Raw genomic sequence first — 15607 nt, forward strand, 5'->3', positions numbered from 1 at the left:
CAGGACGGGCGAAGGACAGTACGTTACAGTTACGAGAGGCCGGACGCGGCGAGCGCCACGTGCACGTCCTTTCAGCTCAAACGCCGGCTTTTCCGACCAGTTTCAGCGCATAGGCATAGACATAGGCGACCTCTTCCAATCGCGAGAAGCGCCCCGAGGCACCGGCGTGTCCCGCATCCATGTTGATGCGGAAAAGCACCGGATTGCCGTCCGTCTTGAAGTCCCGCAGCTTTGCCACCCATTTCGCCGGTTCCCAATAGGTCACACGCGGATCGGTGAGGCCAGCGACGGCAAGGATCGGCGGATAATCCTGCGCGACGATGTTATCGTAGGGCGAATAGGAGGCCATGTAGGCGTAGTCGGTGGCCGAGGTGATAGGATTGCCCCATTCGGTCCATTCCGGCGGGGTGAGCGGCAGCGTGTCGTCGAGCATGGTATTGATGACATCGACGAAGGGCACTTCGGCAATGACGCCGCCAAAATTGCCTGGCGCCATGTTGGCGATGGCACCCATCAGCAGACCTCCAGCGGAACCGCCTTGCGCGACGATGCGGTCGTGACTGGTGAACCCTTCCGCGACGAGGTGTTCGGACGCGGCGATGAAATCGGTGAAGGTGTTCTTCTTCTTCAGACGCTTGCCGTTTTCGTACCAGTCATAGCCTTTGTCCTTGCCGCCGCGAATATGGGCGATGGCATAGATGAAGCCACGGTCGGCGAGGGACAGGCAATTGGTGTTGAAGCTTGCCGGAATGGTGATGCCATAGGAGCCATAGCCGTAAAGCAGGCATGGCGCCGAGCCATCGATCTTCGTGTCGCGATGATAGACGATTGAGATCGGAACGATCTCGCCATCGGGAGCAGGGGCGAGCAGGCGGCGCGTGATGTAATCGTCCGGATTGTGCCCGGAGGGTACTTCCTGCGTTTTTAGAAGCGTGCGCTCGCGCGTGCGCATATTGTAATCATAGAGCTGGGTCGGCGTGGTCATGGACGAATAGGAAAAGCGGATGATCTCCGTGTCATATTCGGCGCTGCCCTGCAGACCAAGCGCATAGGCTTCTTCATCAAACGATATCGAATGTTGCTCGCCCGAATGGCGGTCGCGGATCATGATGCGCGGCAGTCCGTTCTCACGCTCGAGCCAGACCAGATGATTGCTGTAGGCCGAGTGACCGAGGAGCAGGCGTCCGGCCTTGTGGGCAACGATCTCGGTCCAGTTGGCCTTTTCCGGCGCATTCACCGGCGCGCTCATGATCTTGAAATCCTTGGCGCCATCGGCATTCGTAAGGATGTAGAAGACATCGCCGCCCTCGGTGAGGCCGTATTCGACGCCTGTCTGCCGTTCGATGACGAGTTTCGGTTCGGCGGTATCGTCATTGGCTGGCAGCAGCCACATTTCGGAGGTTTCGTGATCGTGAATATCGATGAAGACAAAATCATTGAGCGTGCTGCCGCCGACGCCGAGGAAGAAACCCGGGTCTTTCTCCTCGTGGATCAGGCGATCCTCGCTCTCGGGCTGGCCGAGCTTATGGTAGAACAGGCGGGACGGCCGATGATTGGCGTCGACGCGCGTATAATAAAAGCCATTCGACTGGGCATTCCACACGCCACCACCGGACGTATCACTGACCGTCTCGGTGGTGTCCTGCAGCGTCGCGAGGTCACGCACCTTCAGCGTGAAGAACTCTGAACCCTTGTCATCGAAGCCCCAGATCATCTTGCTGTGATCGGGAGAGTGATCCGCCGAGGCAAGGCGGAAATAGGCCTTGCCTTCGCCTTCGAGATCGCCGTCAAGCAGCATGGTCTCGTCACCGCCATCGCGCGGCGTGCGGAAAAAGCGGGGCTGCTGGCCGCCGGTCTTGTAGGAGGTTCCGTAGGCGTAAGGTCCGTCTTTGGATGGAACCGACGAATCATCCTCCTTGATCCGGCCCTTCATTTCGTCAAAAAGCCTCACCTGAAGATCCTTGGTGTCGGCCATCAGCGATGACTGGTAAGCGTTTTCCGCTTCGAGATGGATGCGAATCGCCGGATCCAGCGTGGAAGGGTCGCGAAAAACATCCTGCCAGTTGTCAGCGCGCATCCAGCCGTAATCGTCTGTACGGGTGATGCCGTGCCGCGTATCGGATATGGGGTGCTTCTCGGATTGCGGCGCAGGGATGCTCAAAAAACGGGGCGTATCGGTCATGGAAAAACTTTCAAGGGATGAACCGGCGGATGCAACAATCCGCCGGAGGGGGCAATCATTAAAAGGTGTAAAGCAAGTTGCGGGCTGGTCAATCCTGATCAAAGACTAACGCGTTGCCATTCATGCAATAGCGCAAGCCAATGGGGGGAGGGCCGTCCGGGAAAACATGGCCGAGATGCGCATCGCAATCCGCACATTTTATTTCGGTGCGCAGCATTCCATAGGAGCGATCCTCGATCGCATTGACCGCATCAGGTTCGATCGGGGCAGTGAAACTTGGCCAGCCTGTGCCGGATTCATATTTGGTTTCAGAACGATAGAGCGGACGATCGCAGCAAACGCACTTGTATAATCCCTTGAGTTTGCTATCGAAGTTCGGACTTGAAAAGGCGCGCTCCGTCCCGTGTTTTCGGGTGATTTGATATTGCTCCGGCGTGAGCTGTTCGCGCCACTCGGCGTCCGTTTTAACGACCTTGAATGTCTTTGTGTTCATCGTTGGTTCCTTTTTACGCAAATGTAGGGATGAACACTACACATCGCAATATCTGTTATTATAGAATGCTTCAAGTATTGCGCCCCATTCCTCATTTTTGCCATTTTTTGTCTTAGTGGTATGGCGCAAATCCTTTTGCATACGCATTTTTGTTACTGCGTGGGCATTCAGGTTCCGGCTTTCTTGGGTCTATCTCCTACTGCTTACGGTTAATCTCTACCTTGGGGATTATTTGAAATATTTCTTTCGTAGGCAAAGTATTGATTTGACATTTTCAACGAAATCCGGAATAGATTGTTACCAATGGCGTAGGAGACTTCGCCTGTTATCGACTTTATATTGGTGATTTTAATCTACCTATCCAGATTTCAAATTAGACGAAGGAATTGGACTTAGATGACCACGTTCGACAATTCAAACACAACTGGTAGTGACGTGCTGCTGGAACTCACAGCGGAATTGGTTGCTGCTTATGTGAGCAACAACTCAGTGCCGGCCGGCGATCTGCCCGGTCTCATCTCTGATGTTCATGCAGCCCTTGGCCGGGTTGGCGGTGGTCTGGAAGCCGTAACTGCCATCCAGGAAAAACCCAAGCCAGCTATCAATCCGAAAAAGTCTGTCGCGGATGATTTTATTGTCTGCCTCGAAGACGGCAAAAAGTTCAAGTCGTTGAAGCGTCATCTGATGACGCACTACAACCTGACTCCTGAACAATATCGTGAGAAGTGGGACCTTGATCCTTCCTATCCGATGGTCGCTCCGAATTATGCAGCAGCCCGTTCGCGCCTGGCAAAGAATATGGGCCTGGGTCGCAAGCGCAAGAAGGCCGCTTAAAGACCTTTGCTAACCCTGATGCACATCTGATGCGCCGGTTTTACGCGTTTCCGATGCTTCCGCATCTTGGTGCAAGCGGAAGAGATCGCTGAGCAGGTCTATGATATAATGACGAAGCGGCGCTGAGAGGCGCCGTTTCGCGTTTGCGGGTATGATCTCCGGTGACGATCATTGACTGACTGCGGTCTTCCCGCATCGATGACTTCAACGTATCGAGTGCCTGTTTCAACCCAATGTGGCGATTGAGATCGTAGCTCCAATGGCCCTTGACGCCTTTTAGGCGCTCACGCTCGATCAGGCGCTTCAGCCGCCTGCATGTATGAGACTTTGTCTCATCATCTTGCGCAATCAATCCATCCAGATCGGCGTTGCAGAGTATCTGCAGCGCCAGACGCTGGCATACTTATCCTTTGCCGTGATAAACGCGCTTTGGTCCAATCGATTGCCCACATGCGTCCATTCCTTGTTGAGGGATAGACGCAGTATGGGCAAATACCGACGATGTAGGATAAGAGTCCTATGAAAATCGATAGTAAAACAAAAACACAATTGATATCAGGTGGTTAATAAGAGGGTGCGGGAAAACTTATCCACGCCCTTGTCCACTTCGATATAAGAAGATATTCCTATAATCAAAGTGGAGTGAGAATGTCTTCGAGTTTGCCCCGTCTGATCCGCTCCGGAGCCGAAGCCCGGGCCGTCACCGATACGCTGAAGCCGAGACGATGCCGTTTCAAGCGGCCTGCGCTGATGGTCGTCGATGAGGAAGCGCCGGTGGATGAGCGCCTTTTTCAGCTATGCGACGGAGTCCTTGATATTCTGTCGGCTTTTTTCAATGTGAGCGGCCGGGATCTGCGTTCTCATTCGCGCTGCGAACGTTCAGTGGCAAGGGTGCGGCAGGTCGGCATGTATGTGGCGCATGTCACACTGGCATTGACCATGAGCGAGGTGGGGCGCGCCTTCGGCCGCGACCGCAGCACGGTCAATCATGCTTGTCATCTGGTCGAGGATATGCGCGAGGATCTGGAATTCGACCGGATCATCCAGACGATCGAAAATATCATTCGGGTAGCCTACGTGGAAAGCGGGAGATTGCGCGCGTGATTGAACCAGCTAACAAGGAGATTGCTCGGCTGCTGCGTTTTATCGCCAAAGGTGCCGCCAAATCGACGAGACACAAAGTTCTGACAAGCTGGTGCTGGAAGCGGCGCATACGGCACGATTTCCGCTACACGAAACGTTGTGAAGGTCACGCTGAGCCAAGGTCTCGGGGCTTTGAGCAAAGGCAAGATATCGATCAGCGATGCGGGGCGCACCTGGCTTCGCCGTCTCGAATGTACAGATGACCCTTACGCCTGGCAGCATCGGAGCGAAGCGATAATTGCCGTTGCCGATAAGAGCGGGTCGATGCGGGTGCGCAGCAATGACGCGGAGTCGCCGCTGTCGCTGCTGCGTAATCGCAAGGATGCAAAGGGTCTGCCGCTGATCGACGATGAGGCGTTCAAGGCGGGCGAGCGACTGCGATCCGATTTTACACTCGGCAATCTCATGCCCTCGATCGGCGTCAACTGGGATGTAACCGGGTCCGGTTCACGCGACAATGGTGTGCTCGAGATCACCGATGCGGCACTCGCGGCCCGCCAGCGTGTCGAGCGGGCATTGGAGGCGGTCGGACCGGAACTGTCCGGCGTGCTGATCGACGTTTGCTGTTTTTTGAAAGGGCTGGAGACTGTTGAACGCGAACGGCGATGGCCGGTGCGTTCGGCAAAACTCATCCTGAAAACTGCGCTGGCGGTACTCGACCGGCACTATCACCCGCCCGCGCTTGCACGAAGAAACCCGCGGGTTATCCACTGGGGGACGGAGGATTACCGGCCCGAGATTCGAAATTAATGCTGCGTGACCTCGGCGGGGGCGAGGGCATTCTGCGCTTCGCCGCGGATGCGGCCGATCATGGCGCGCAGGCCATTGGACCGCTGCGGCGTCAGATGTTCGTCGAGGCCGAGTTTCCTCAATATGGCTTCGGGGTTGATCGCCATGATCTCGGAAGCGCGTTTGCCCGAGTAGAGCACCATCATGATGGCGACGAGACCGCGCACGATATGCGCGTCGGAATCGCCAACGAACTCGATGACAGGATCGGTGTCACTGTTAAGCGTGCTCTTCAGCCACACCTGGCTGACGCAGCCCCTGACCTTGTGAGCGGCATCCCGCGCCTCTTCCGGGTAAGGCTTCAGGTCGCGGCCGAGGTCGATGACATAGCGATAGCGATCTTCCCAGTCATCGAGAAAGTCGAAATCGCCAAAAATATCGTCAATTGTCTGTGCCATGCATCACATATAGTGATTTGAATGCTCTACGTCACCGCCTGAAACGAAAAAGCTCGATCACTTGCGGGAAACGGTCCCGGTCTGGGTCTTGTCGTCGACCTCGTTCGCCTGTTCGCGCTGGCGGGTGGCGGCATCGAGAATTTCGCGCAAGGCCATTTCACGCAGTTTCGCTTTTATGGCGTCTCCCTGGCCGGATTCTGTGTCGGTGTTTTGCGCGCCGGTTTTCTTCGGATTCTCGCCCATGCGCGCATCGAGATACTCATAGCCGACCTTCGCGACCTCGCCCGCGCGTACGCCGGCATTGGAGAGTGCGGCCTTGCCGGTTTCGCATGCCTGTGGCTTGCGGGTGCAGAAATCGCTGAGATCGCTGATCGTCTCCTGCGCAGCCAGTAACGCCTCGATCGGGCCGGGCTGGGCACCTCCCTGCGGCTGATCTTTCGAGTCCACGGGAATGAACAAGGAAATCAGCATCATCCAGAAGCAGAACTTGATCGCAAACCTGATCAGAAAGAACATTTCAGCAGTCCTCTATAGCGTCGCTATTCAACCCTTCGTGGTGGACACTGACACAGATCCGGCAAAAACCCGTTGAAACGCATTTCTGCATTTGAACGATCATAGAAACGAACAATTAATAACTGCTGAGGGTAGGCGGGGTTGAGGTCATCTGGCCCGGAACAACGTTCCTAGACACTTTCTGGTGTAAATATCTGCATCGGCAGAATTCGGTGCGTGATGCCTGGTGCATCGAGCGCCGCTGAGGTGCGGGCGATAAGGGTTTCTACAGTTTCCTTGGCAATTTCTTTAATGGGATGAGAAAGGACCGCCTTGAGCGCGCCGCTGACGAGGCCAGCACTTGTCGCTTGCGTTAGATCGTGGCCGATAACCTGAGGGCGCTTGTCGGCCTCAAGCTCTTTCATTGCCGCCATCACTCCTCCGATACCGCCTCCGGCGACATAGACGCCTTTGACGCTTTCATGTTTCTTTACGAGGTCGAGGGTTGCCTCGAACGCATACTGGTCACTCTCGAATGTAGCGACTGGTTCGAGAAGATGAAGATGTGGAGCATTCTCGCGCAGGAAGGCTCGAAAGCCAATCTCACAGGCTTCCTGGCAGAGATAGCGGTGACTGCCGACAAAAATTGCCACCGAAGACGGGGCGTTGATCATGTTGGCAAGAAGCCAGCCTGCAGTTCGGCCGACCTTTCTGTTGTCGAGACCGACGTAACCGGAGCGCGATGGAGCAGTCAGATCCGAAATCATCGCGATGACCGGGATGTGTCTGGCCGCCAGTTCGTCGATGGCGGACGTGACGCTCGGATGGTCGGCTGCGACGATGGCGACGCCGTCAGCGCCACGACCAACGCGTCTTAGCGTCTCGGCGACGGCTCCGGGCGTGAGGTCATCCATGAACTCGACGATCGCTTTTCCACGGATCGAGGGGCTGCTTTCAACGGCCTCCCGGAGTGCAGTTCCCAGTAGTTCGTAAAAGGCTGTCGTCTTCTGCTGGAGAAGAAACGCGAAAGTCTTTTGGGGTACGTCGGTCTTCAACCGCTGGCGCAGCAGCGGCGTGGCATAGAACCCGATTCTCTCGGCTGCTTCCAAAACGCGGCTGGCGGTTTCCGCCCGCACATCCGCACGGCCGTTCAACACCCTATCGACTGTAGAAAGGCCGACTCCGGCTTCTTTTGCGAGCGTGGTCATGTTGGGACGGCGCATGTGACCTCAATGAAAGAATTCTTTCATGTAATTATTGCTTAACCGGACAGTTTTTGAAAGGAAATATTTCATCGCAATTGTATGAGCGTGTCTGTCGACGTATTTTCCGGGTTCGTCAGGGAGGCCGAAATGCGTGATGAAATTCGAAGTTATGCCTTGGTGGGCAACGCCGACGCTGCCGCTGTCATAACGGGCGATGCCTTCGAGGAGAAGGTCGAGGCCGAATGGTTTTCGGCGAAGGTGGATCGGAAGGAATTCAAGCAACTCATCAAGCGGTCCGATGCAGCAGGTCTACGACATTTCGGAATTTGGCTGGCGCTTCTCGTCGGTTCCGGGATCGTAGCCTACCTGACATGGGGTACCTGGTGGTGCATTCCGGCCTTCATTGTCTACGGGCTGGTCTATTCCATGGCCGACCATCATGCGCATGAGCTATCCCATGGCACCCCGTTCAAGACGCGCCGGATCAACGAGATTCTCTATCATCTGAACGGCTTCATGACCTTGCATGAGGGGCATTACTGGCGCTGGAGCCATTCGCGCCACCACACGGAAACGCTTTTCGTCGGCCGCGACCCGGAAATTGCCGTGCCACGGCCGCCCGACATTCTTGGCATGTTCCTTGACCTCTTCTTCATCAAGTCGGGACTGACCCAGATCGCCTCTATCGTGCGTCATGCGTTCGGAAACCTGAACGAGGAGGGACGCCACTTCATTCCAGAGGAGGAGAAACGCAAGGTCTTCTGGTCATCGCGAGCCTTTGTCGCGGTATTCATTGCTGTCATCGTTGCATGCGTTTTGACGCAATCGATACTGCCGGCGATGTTCGTGGTGCTGCCCCGTTTCTACGGTGGCTTCATGGCCCAGTTCTTCAACCTCACGCAGCACGCCGGCATGCAGGAGGATATTCGCGATCATCGTCTGAGCACGCGCACCTGGAAAACCAATCCGGTCTTCCGCTTTATGTATATCAACATGAACTACCACGTCGAACATCACATGTTCCCGATGGTGCCGTTCTATAATCTTCCCAAGCTGCATGAGATGATCAAGGACGAGTGCCCGCCCGCCTACGAGGGCTTGTGGGCCTGCTATGCGGAAATCATTCCAGCCGTCTTGCGACAAGTGAAAGACCCGAGCTGGTACGTCCGCCGTCCGCTGCCGATGCACGCCGTGGCCGCAGAATAAAACAACCGAGGAGGAAAATAATGAGCAGCGTTGACACCGAAAACTGGATTATGGCTTGCGAGGCCGACGATATCGATGAGGAGGATGTCGTTCGCTTCGATTACAACGGCAGGACCTTCGCCATCTATCGTTCACCAGAAGACAAATATTATGCGACCGATGGGCTTTGTACCCATGAACAGGTCCATCTTGCCGACGGACTGGTGATGGATCATGTCATCGAATGTCCCAAGCATAATGGACGCTTTGATTATCGCACTGGCCAGGCCAAGGGCGCGCCCGTCTGCGTCAATCTGAGGACGTACCCGGTGAAAGTCGAAGACGGCAAAATCCTGATTGCCTTGTAACGACGTTTTCCCCAGGCGAGGCCAGCGTCCGCGTCGGTCCTGACGAAACCCTACAGTCCCTGCGGCGCCCTCTGCTTTCAAAAGCGGTTCGCGAAACCGATGGTTTACGATTCGGACGGCAAAGCTGCTCAAAGCCGAAACCCTTCATTTACCATGACCGTCACAATCGCTTGAAACACGGTTCGCTTGGCGTCCGGCGGCCCCGCTTTATCCTTTCCTTAAAGCCTCATCTGCAAAAGTTAACGCCGACAGGAATGTTGCAGAGAACATTCGGGAAATGACCGCGACTTATCCGGCTCCGGCCGGATTTCGCGGAAAGCAGGAAAAAGTTGGTGCCGATTCACTCCGTCACACAATCCAGAATTGCGGCAGGCTACAAACGCCTGTGCAAGCGCTGGGTCAGTCCGTCCGCTGCTGGTGGTGCCACCGCCGAGCGGGACGCGCGCATGGCCGGCGCGTTTCTCGGCATGCCGCTGATGCTGGCTATCGCATTGACCTCCAGCCACTCGATCGCGGGTGAACTCGACGCGATGTTGAGCTTGGTTGCCGGCGTTCTGGCGCTTCCGATGATCTTTTGCGGTGCGCTTTCAGTATCGAAGAACAGCGCATCGGTCGGCGTGAGCGCGCTTCTGGCCTATTCTCTGTCTGTCACCGCAATCAGTGTCACCGCACCATCGACGAATTTGCTGCTCTGGATCATGGCCGCGGCTATCCCTCTCGAAACCTGGTTTGTCTGCCGTAATGAGAAATCCATTCGCCTGCCGGCTGGTATTGCCGCCGGGGTGCTTGCAACACTCTTCGTCGTTGCGATGCGGGCAGGTGAAAGCGTGACATTGTCGCCCTTGGTGCTGCTTGCTTCATTGGGTTATCTGGCGACGCTCATTGTCAGAACCGCTGGCACTCTCGCTGCCCGCACCGCTGCTGCCCGCCGCGATGATCGCGTGGCCGATCTCGAGAACGCTATCGATGGCGTCGTGTTCAGTCTCGGAGCGGACGGGCTCATTGTCTCGCTGTCGCCCAATGCGCAGGACCAGTTCGGCATCGCACGCAATCTCCTGATTGGCACGCCTCTGCTCGACCGCGTGCACGTGTCGGATCGCGTGCAGTTCTTGAGTTTCCTGTCGGATATGAAGAGCGGCGCTTCGAGTGCGACAGCCGAGATCAAGCTGCGCTGCGTCGCACCGGGCGCGACGTCGAAACACGCCCATAGCGTGCGCTTCGCCACCTATCGCCTGCGCGCCGTTCCGCACAGCCGGGAGACAGGTTTTGTCGTTGTCGCGACCGATATTTCGCAGGCTGTCGCTGACCGCAATGCGCTGATAATTGCGCGCCGTGAGGTCGAAACAGCTGAAATCGCCAAGGGTCGTTTCCTTGCTTCGGTCAGCCATGAGCTGCGCACACCGCTGAACTCGATCATCGGCTTTTCCGATGTGTTGCTGCAGGAGATTTGCGGCAAGCTGCCGGACGGACGTCAACGCGAATATGTGGAGCTTGTAAACCAGTCAGGCAATCATCTCCTTTCGGTCGTCAACGCCATTCTCGACGTGTCGAAGATCGAGGCGGGCACCTATCCGATCTTCACGGAGAGCTTCGCCTTCAAGAATGCCGTGACCATGGTGCACGACATGATGGCGCATCAGGCCTCGCAAAAAGGCGTGACGCTGTGCGACCGTGTCAGCCCGCGCATCGGCAATGTCGTTGCCGATAGCCGCGCCATCAATCAGGTGCTGATCAACCTCGTTTCAAACGCCATCAAGTTTACCGAAAGCGGCGGCGTCGTCACCATCGATGCACTGATCGAAGACAACATGCTGGCCTTCTCCGTAAGTGATACGGGCATCGGCATTGCAGAAGCCGATCTGAAGACCTTGGGCCAGCCATTCCGGCAGGTGCAGAACGATTACACGCGCAACCACGAAGGTACGGGCCTTGGCCTTGCCACGGTCAAAGGTCTTGTCGGGCTGCATGACGGCGAATTGAGGATCAAAAGTATTCCAGGGCAGGGCACGGTCGTCGATGTGCGCATTCCCCTGGACGGTCCCGTGATCGAACATTTTTCGGACGAGGCGAACATTGTCGAATTCAAGATCGAAAGCGATATCGAGGGAGGTTCCCATGGGGAAGCCCGTAAGTCGGCCTAGCAAAAAGCGGCGCGCCCCGAGGCGGGGCAAGTTCGCCGTGGCTGTTTTCGCAACCGGCAGTCTGATCGCCAGCAATCCCGGTATTGCCGGCGGCACCACGGCCTTTCTGGTGACGCTCGGCTTCATCTCCGCCAATGCGCTTTGGTATCAGCCGCATGTACACGAGGGCGTGTTCTTCCGCACGCGGCCGGAACTCGTCTTCAAACCGGTCAAGCAAAGCAATATTTCCTTGCCGGGCGGTACCTCGCAGGCACAATCAGCCGATGCGCCCATTCGCGAGGTAAAATCTGTTCCAATTCCGCAGAGCCCCGACCCGATTGCCGCCGCGATCAATGGCGACCCGGTTCTCGCGCCAGGTGGCGATCCGGAAGTTGCCAAACTGCAGCAGAAACTTCTGGCGCTCGGTTTTTATAGCGGCACTGTCGACGGCATTTCCGGCAAAGGCACTCGTGCCGCTATCGATGCCTATCGCAAGGCAACGGCTGCCATGGGTATCGAGCCCGAGCAGGCTGTTGACAATGCCAGCGAAACCACCGCGAGCATTGCCATACCGGAGAAAAAGCCGGAACAGACGCAAGAAAAAGCAACAATCCAAAAGGTTTCCACCAGTCCGGCGCAGGACAATGCAGCCGTCGCGAGCGCTGGCGGATTGTCGCCCGCAGAGATTGTACGGGTTCAGGCGGGCCTTCGTGCATTCGGCAATGATATGGTCGAGATCGACGGCAAGGTTGGCGCCTCCACCAAAAGTGCTGTGAGCGAATTCCAGAAGCTGTTCCGCCTGCCGGTGACCGGCGAGCCGGATCAAAAGCTGCTCGCCAAGATGCAGGAAATAGGTTTAATAAATTAAGCTCTGGCTATCTCCCCCTTTGTGGGGGAGAAAGCGATTTCAGCATCTTAGCCCTTGCTAAGTGCTAGAAATCGCCAGAGAGGGGATTTGCTTCATTGAACTATCCCCTCACTTGGATTTTCCAAGGATTTAGCAAAGAGGCTAAATCCAGGTAAATCCTTTCTCTCCCACAAGGGGAGAGATAATCGGCATCGACTGCATCGCCCGAATTGAGAGAAACCGCATGCGCCTGACATCTGAATTCTGGGTTGCTGCACTGGTCAGGCGTGTCAACGGTACAGGTGCGTTCGCTGCGTTGAGCAACAAGGGCGCGGCGGAAGCGGGCGCAATTTTCATCAAGTTCCGCAATGCGGATGGCTCCTATGATCTCTTCGGACCCGCACCGCAAATGGTCTACGATGAAACCAAGCCCGATGAGCGGCTGTTTACGCCATTGAATACCCGCGTGGCTGAAATGGAAATCAATGACGATCTGGAAAAGCAGAAGCGCTGGGATCGGGATTTGTGGATCGTCGAGATCGAGGATTATCGTGGGGATCGATCCGAACTTTTTCCGGTGGCGAAAGACTAGGAGACCTTGCGGGCGCCGTTCTCGAAGTCCGCGGCCATCTCGCGCAGTTTCTGCCGTAGTTTCAGCGAGTTTTCCTTGGCCTTCCAGCGCTCGACGGTCGCCTCGGCTTTTTCCTGATCAATCTGGCGATAGGATTGCACGAAGAGGCGCAGCGAATGCAGATCCTTGTGCACGAGGCCGAACAGCCCTGTGAGGACGAGATGTGCGGCCTCGGCAGAAAGCCCGAGAGACGCCAGCGCGATCGTCAGTTCTGCATTCAGGCCATGGCCGATGATCCGTTTTGCACTGTCGGTATCGAGGTCAAGGGCCTTGGCAAATTCCTGTTCGAAGAAGGTCGTCTGGTCGAGAAGAGCCGCATCGACAAGATGTTCGGCCAAAGCCTGATCGCTGGAAAAGCCGGCATCGCTGTCCCGCATCAGCGCCTTCAAAGCCTCACGCGTTTCACGCAGGCGTGGCGATTCCTGGGTCGGCAGGGTATCTGGCATGTCGCTTTCCCTGCCATGAGCGAAATTCGATTGAGACGTCAAAGCACGTTCAATGGCCGGGTCATTGAACCCATGCAGCACGCGCAGAAGTTCGGGATCGGTGATCTCGCGCCGCGCGATCGCCCGCGCATGGCCAAGGCCCTTATGCGCGATTATGTCGATCAGGTCAGACGTATTCAGAACCGGCGAGCGCAGCAGAAGCGGCGCAGATATATCCACCTCGTCCTCCGCGAGCGCGATGACAAGCCGTTTCGGTGCGTGGGAAAATTCCGACAGGGCGGCGGCCGCATGGCGCCGCACACGCTGCGAGGCGAGGGCGAGGAGCGGGACTGCGAGATCCTCGAGCTGCTGCGCATCGCTCTTTGCCGGTCTTGCGACGCAGCAGAAGGCAGTAATCGACGCGGTGAGGAGATCGTCAGCCTTGCTGCCGCTACTGCGGTCTTCAAGCGCCCGAAACTCAGGATACTTCACGAACACAACTCCACGAGACGCAGTACGAGGTTAAACAATGGCTAAAATTAGCCTTGAAGCGTTAGCAACCCGTTAACCATCGGTGGGCTAATGAAAATTATGGCGCAAATCGTGCGCGCGTAAGCATCGGCGTATCAAGGAGATCAACGAACTCGGATGCGTTGATGTTCACGCCATGACGGCCTGCAAACGGCATTTTTCTGCGATCCGGTGCTCACGTACTTCAAGTACGCTCCGCTCCGGTTCTCGAAAACCACCGTTTTCGCCACGTCATGATCGCGAATTTCGACACATCCTAAAACGGATGGGCGATATGGGGTTGGTCATCACATTTCCAGGCAGCGCAAACAAGCGCCGCACCATTGCAGACAACGAACGGCAGACGACTGCCGAAATCACGATTTTTCCCGGCGTGCGCTACGAGCGTTATGCACCGGAAGCGCCAAAGCGCGTCAAACCAAAATCACCGCGCAGATATTTCGATACGATGCCGCAGCCGGGCTGAACTGCTGCTCGTTATTCAAGCAACTCGCATCTTTGCTTATTAAATCAGCTTCTATCGCACTCGCGTGCTTGACACGAATGGCGGCTGCCTATCCTATTGCGGATTATTACGCGCGCTAAATTTATTCTTACACCATTTCAACAGAGAGATTTTCAATGTCATCAATTACCGGCACCGCCGAGAGTATTGGCTTACCTTCAGCTCATCCAAAGCGTCTAGCCCTTGCCAGCATGGTTGGTACGACGCTGGAATATTACGATTTCACCATCTACAACACGATGGCGGCGCTGGTCTTCAGCCAGCTGTTCTTCCCGAGCGTCGATCCCATGGTCGGCACGATGCTGGCATTTTCCACCTACGCGATCGGTTACTTGTCACGCCCGCTCGGCGGCCTGTTTTTTGGCCGCCTCGGCGACAAGATCGGCCGCCGCGCCGTCCTTGTGATAACGCTGATCATCATGGGGCTAACGACTGCGACCATCGGCCTGCTGCCGACCTATGGCTCCGCCGGAATACTGGCGCCGCTGCTGCTGATAACGTTGCGCTTCGTGCAGGGTGTTGCTCTCGGCGGCGAATGGGCGGGCGCGGTCTTGCTGGCAGTCGAGCATGGACGGCAGGACCAGCGGGGACTCAATGCCTCGTGGACACAGATGGGACCCGCCCTGGGCACCCTTCTTGGGACCGGCCTGATCTATGGCTTTACGTCGCTCATGGACAACGAAACTTTCCTCGCATGGGGCTGGCGCGTCCCTTTTCTTCTCAGCCTTGCCTTGGTCACGTTTGGGCTGTGGGTTCGCAGCGGCGTCGAGGAATCGCCGATGTTCAAGCAGCTCGAAGAGGCGCATACCAAGGCAAAGGCGCCGATCAAGGAGGTCGTCACCAATCATTGGCGCCGCCTTTTGCTGGCCGGCGGTTCGCGCATCGGCGGCGACGTGCTCTACGGGTTGGTCGTTGTCTTCACGCTGACCTACGTGACCACCGTCCTGCAACTACCGAAGTCCACGGCCCTGATGGCTCTCTTGATAGGTACGGGGTTCAATGCGCTGGCCGTTCCGCTCTTTGCGATCTTATCCGATCATTGGGGACGGCGACCGGTGCTCGCACTCGGTGTCGTGAGCACAATAGTCTGGGCTTTCCTTATGTTCGCGCTGCTCGACACGACGCAGACCCTGGCGATCGTGCTCGCCTCCGTTGGTGGACTGATCGTGCATGCGTGTCTTTACGGTCCGCAGGCGTTATTCATCATCGAACAATTCCCGACCCGGATCCGCTTCACCGGCGCATCGCTCGCTTATACTTTTGCCGGGATTATCGGCGGTGGATTCGCTCCCTTGATTATGGCGGCGCTGTTCAAAAGCTATTCGAGCTCCTACGCCATCTCGATCTACGTAGCGGGTGCGGCTTGCGTGACGGGATTGGTGCTGTTGCTTGCGCGCGAAACAGCCCACAAGCCCCTGGAGGAGTAGCGCTTCTTTCGTGAAACTGGCAGCGACCT

The 15607-nt window shown here is 56.5% G+C and carries 16 protein-coding genes and 1 pseudogene; 10 read left to right on the top strand and 7 right to left on the bottom strand.

Translation table 11 applies throughout. The features are described from left to right. Positions 1–76: 76 nt before the first annotated feature. On the bottom strand, positions 77–2182 hold the full coding sequence (locus FHS21_RS06770) for a S9 family peptidase (protein ID WP_112527515.1): 2106 nt from the start codon (positions 2180–2182) through the stop codon (positions 77–79). An 88-nt stretch (positions 2183–2270) separates the two neighbouring features. Beyond that, entirely contained in the window at positions 2271–2675 is a 405-nt protein-coding gene (msrB, locus tag FHS21_RS06775) for a peptide-methionine (R)-S-oxide reductase MsrB (protein WP_112527517.1), read from the bottom strand. A gap of 396 nt (positions 2676–3071) precedes the next feature. Between msrB and FHS21_RS06780 the strand changes: the two genes are divergently transcribed. Continuing rightward, positions 3072–3509, top strand: a complete 438-nt coding sequence (locus tag FHS21_RS06780) for a Ros/MucR family transcriptional regulator (RefSeq protein WP_112527519.1) — start codon at positions 3072–3074, stop codon at positions 3507–3509. Between the two features lie 202 nt (positions 3510–3711). Here the strand turns inward: FHS21_RS06780 and FHS21_RS30585 are convergent. Next, a pseudogene (locus FHS21_RS30585) lies at positions 3712–3900 on the bottom strand (cytoplasmic protein); the annotation flags it as partial. Between the two features lie 257 nt (positions 3901–4157). Here FHS21_RS30585 and FHS21_RS06785 point away from each other — a divergent pair. Next, a complete protein-coding gene (locus FHS21_RS06785) occupies positions 4158–4613 on the top strand; it encodes a helix-turn-helix domain-containing protein (RefSeq protein ID WP_112527521.1) in 456 nt (151 codons plus the stop codon). A gap of 138 nt (positions 4614–4751) precedes the next feature. Beyond that, positions 4752–5402 carry a DUF6456 domain-containing protein gene (locus FHS21_RS06790; protein ID WP_210283387.1) on the top strand — a complete coding sequence of 217 codons (651 nt, stop codon included), beginning with the start codon at positions 4752–4754 and terminating at the stop codon, positions 5400–5402. Here FHS21_RS06790 and FHS21_RS06795 read toward each other — a convergent pair. The 3 genes from FHS21_RS06795 to FHS21_RS06805 all read right to left on the bottom strand — a co-directional run bounded on the left by FHS21_RS06795 (position 5399) and on the right by FHS21_RS06805 (position 7557). Next, positions 5399–5839, bottom strand: a complete 441-nt coding sequence (locus tag FHS21_RS06795) for a SufE family protein (RefSeq protein WP_112527525.1) — start codon at positions 5837–5839, stop codon at positions 5399–5401. The two genes, FHS21_RS06790 and FHS21_RS06795, sit on opposite strands and share 4 nt — an antisense overlap. Positions 5840–5896: 57 nt before the next feature. Further along, positions 5897–6355 carry a DUF5330 domain-containing protein gene (locus FHS21_RS06800; RefSeq protein WP_112527527.1) on the bottom strand — a complete coding sequence of 153 codons (459 nt, stop codon included), beginning with the start codon at positions 6353–6355 and terminating at the stop codon, positions 5897–5899. A 170-nt stretch (positions 6356–6525) separates the two neighbouring features. Then, positions 6526–7557: a LacI family DNA-binding transcriptional regulator gene (locus FHS21_RS06805; protein WP_183661428.1), complete on the bottom strand. Its 1032-nt coding sequence runs from the start codon at positions 7555–7557 to the stop codon at positions 6526–6528. Between the two features lie 129 nt (positions 7558–7686). On the opposite strand from FHS21_RS06805, the gene FHS21_RS06810 reads away from it, so the two are divergent. The 5 genes from FHS21_RS06810 (at position 7687) to FHS21_RS06830 (ending at position 12651) form a co-directional block, all read left to right on the top strand. After that, a complete protein-coding gene (locus FHS21_RS06810) occupies positions 7687–8745 on the top strand; it encodes a fatty acid desaturase family protein (RefSeq protein ID WP_183661430.1) in 1059 nt (352 codons plus the stop codon). Positions 8746–8765: 20 nt separating this feature from the next. After that, complete coding sequence (locus FHS21_RS06815) at positions 8766–9092, top strand: MocE family 2Fe-2S type ferredoxin (protein ID WP_112527531.1); 327 nt, start codon at positions 8766–8768, stop codon at positions 9090–9092. A gap of 332 nt (positions 9093–9424) precedes the next feature. Beyond that, positions 9425–11233: a PAS domain-containing sensor histidine kinase gene (locus FHS21_RS06820; protein WP_183661440.1), complete on the top strand. Its 1809-nt coding sequence runs from the start codon at positions 9425–9427 to the stop codon at positions 11231–11233. Positions 11234–11270: 37 nt separating this feature from the next. After that, positions 11271–12080, top strand: coding sequence for a peptidoglycan-binding domain-containing protein (locus FHS21_RS06825; protein ID WP_183661442.1), 810 nt, complete (start codon positions 11271–11273; stop codon positions 12078–12080). Between the two features lie 223 nt (positions 12081–12303). Further along, complete coding sequence (locus FHS21_RS06830) at positions 12304–12651, top strand: DUF1491 family protein (RefSeq protein ID WP_112527537.1); 348 nt, start codon at positions 12304–12306, stop codon at positions 12649–12651. On the opposite strand, the gene FHS21_RS06835 is transcribed toward FHS21_RS06830, so the two are convergent. Then, positions 12648–13607, bottom strand: a complete 960-nt coding sequence (locus tag FHS21_RS06835; protein WP_162701862.1) for a DUF2336 domain-containing protein — start codon at positions 13605–13607, stop codon at positions 12648–12650. The genes FHS21_RS06830 and FHS21_RS06835 overlap by 4 nt on opposite strands. Positions 13608–13920: 313 nt before the next feature. Between FHS21_RS06835 and FHS21_RS06840 the strand changes: the two genes are divergently transcribed. Both FHS21_RS06840 and FHS21_RS06845 read left to right on the top strand, forming a co-directional pair. Next, the gene (locus FHS21_RS06840) at positions 13921–14112 is read left to right on the top strand and encodes a hypothetical protein (protein WP_112527541.1); all 192 of its coding nucleotides are present in this window, start codon (positions 13921–13923) and stop codon (positions 14110–14112) included. Positions 14113–14267: 155 nt separating this feature from the next. Beyond that, positions 14268–15578, top strand: a complete 1311-nt coding sequence (locus FHS21_RS06845) for an MFS transporter (RefSeq protein ID WP_183661444.1) — start codon at positions 14268–14270, stop codon at positions 15576–15578. Positions 15579–15607: the final 29 nt, after the last annotated feature.

This window comes from Phyllobacterium trifolii (assembly GCF_014192095.1).
In the GTDB taxonomy this organism is placed as follows: Bacteria; Pseudomonadota; Alphaproteobacteria; order Rhizobiales; family Rhizobiaceae; genus Phyllobacterium; species Phyllobacterium trifolii.

Coding starts and splice junctions, on each gene's coding strand:
- FHS21_RS06805 (WP_183661428.1), bottom strand. CDS start 7,557: ATGCGCCGTCCCAACATGACCACGCTCGCAAAAGAAGCCGGAGTCGGC.
- FHS21_RS06785 (WP_112527521.1), top strand. CDS start 4,158: ATGTCTTCGAGTTTGCCCCGTCTGATCCGCTCCGGAGCCGAAGCCCGG.
- FHS21_RS06840 (WP_112527541.1), top strand. CDS start 13,921: ATGGGGTTGGTCATCACATTTCCAGGCAGCGCAAACAAGCGCCGCACC.
- FHS21_RS06845 (WP_183661444.1), top strand. CDS start 14,268: ATGTCATCAATTACCGGCACCGCCGAGAGTATTGGCTTACCTTCAGCT.
- FHS21_RS06815 (WP_112527531.1), top strand. CDS start 8,766: ATGAGCAGCGTTGACACCGAAAACTGGATTATGGCTTGCGAGGCCGAC.
- FHS21_RS06780 (WP_112527519.1), top strand. CDS start 3,072: ATGACCACGTTCGACAATTCAAACACAACTGGTAGTGACGTGCTGCTG.
- FHS21_RS06770 (WP_112527515.1), bottom strand. CDS start 2,182: ATGACCGATACGCCCCGTTTTTTGAGCATCCCTGCGCCGCAATCCGAG.
- FHS21_RS06800 (WP_112527527.1), bottom strand. CDS start 6,355: ATGTTCTTTCTGATCAGGTTTGCGATCAAGTTCTGCTTCTGGATGATG.
- FHS21_RS06830 (WP_112527537.1), top strand. CDS start 12,304: ATGCGCCTGACATCTGAATTCTGGGTTGCTGCACTGGTCAGGCGTGTC.
- msrB (WP_112527517.1), bottom strand. CDS start 2,675: ATGAACACAAAGACATTCAAGGTCGTTAAAACGGACGCCGAGTGGCGC.
- FHS21_RS06810 (WP_183661430.1), top strand. CDS start 7,687: ATGCGTGATGAAATTCGAAGTTATGCCTTGGTGGGCAACGCCGACGCT.
- FHS21_RS06795 (WP_112527525.1), bottom strand. CDS start 5,839: ATGGCACAGACAATTGACGATATTTTTGGCGATTTCGACTTTCTCGAT.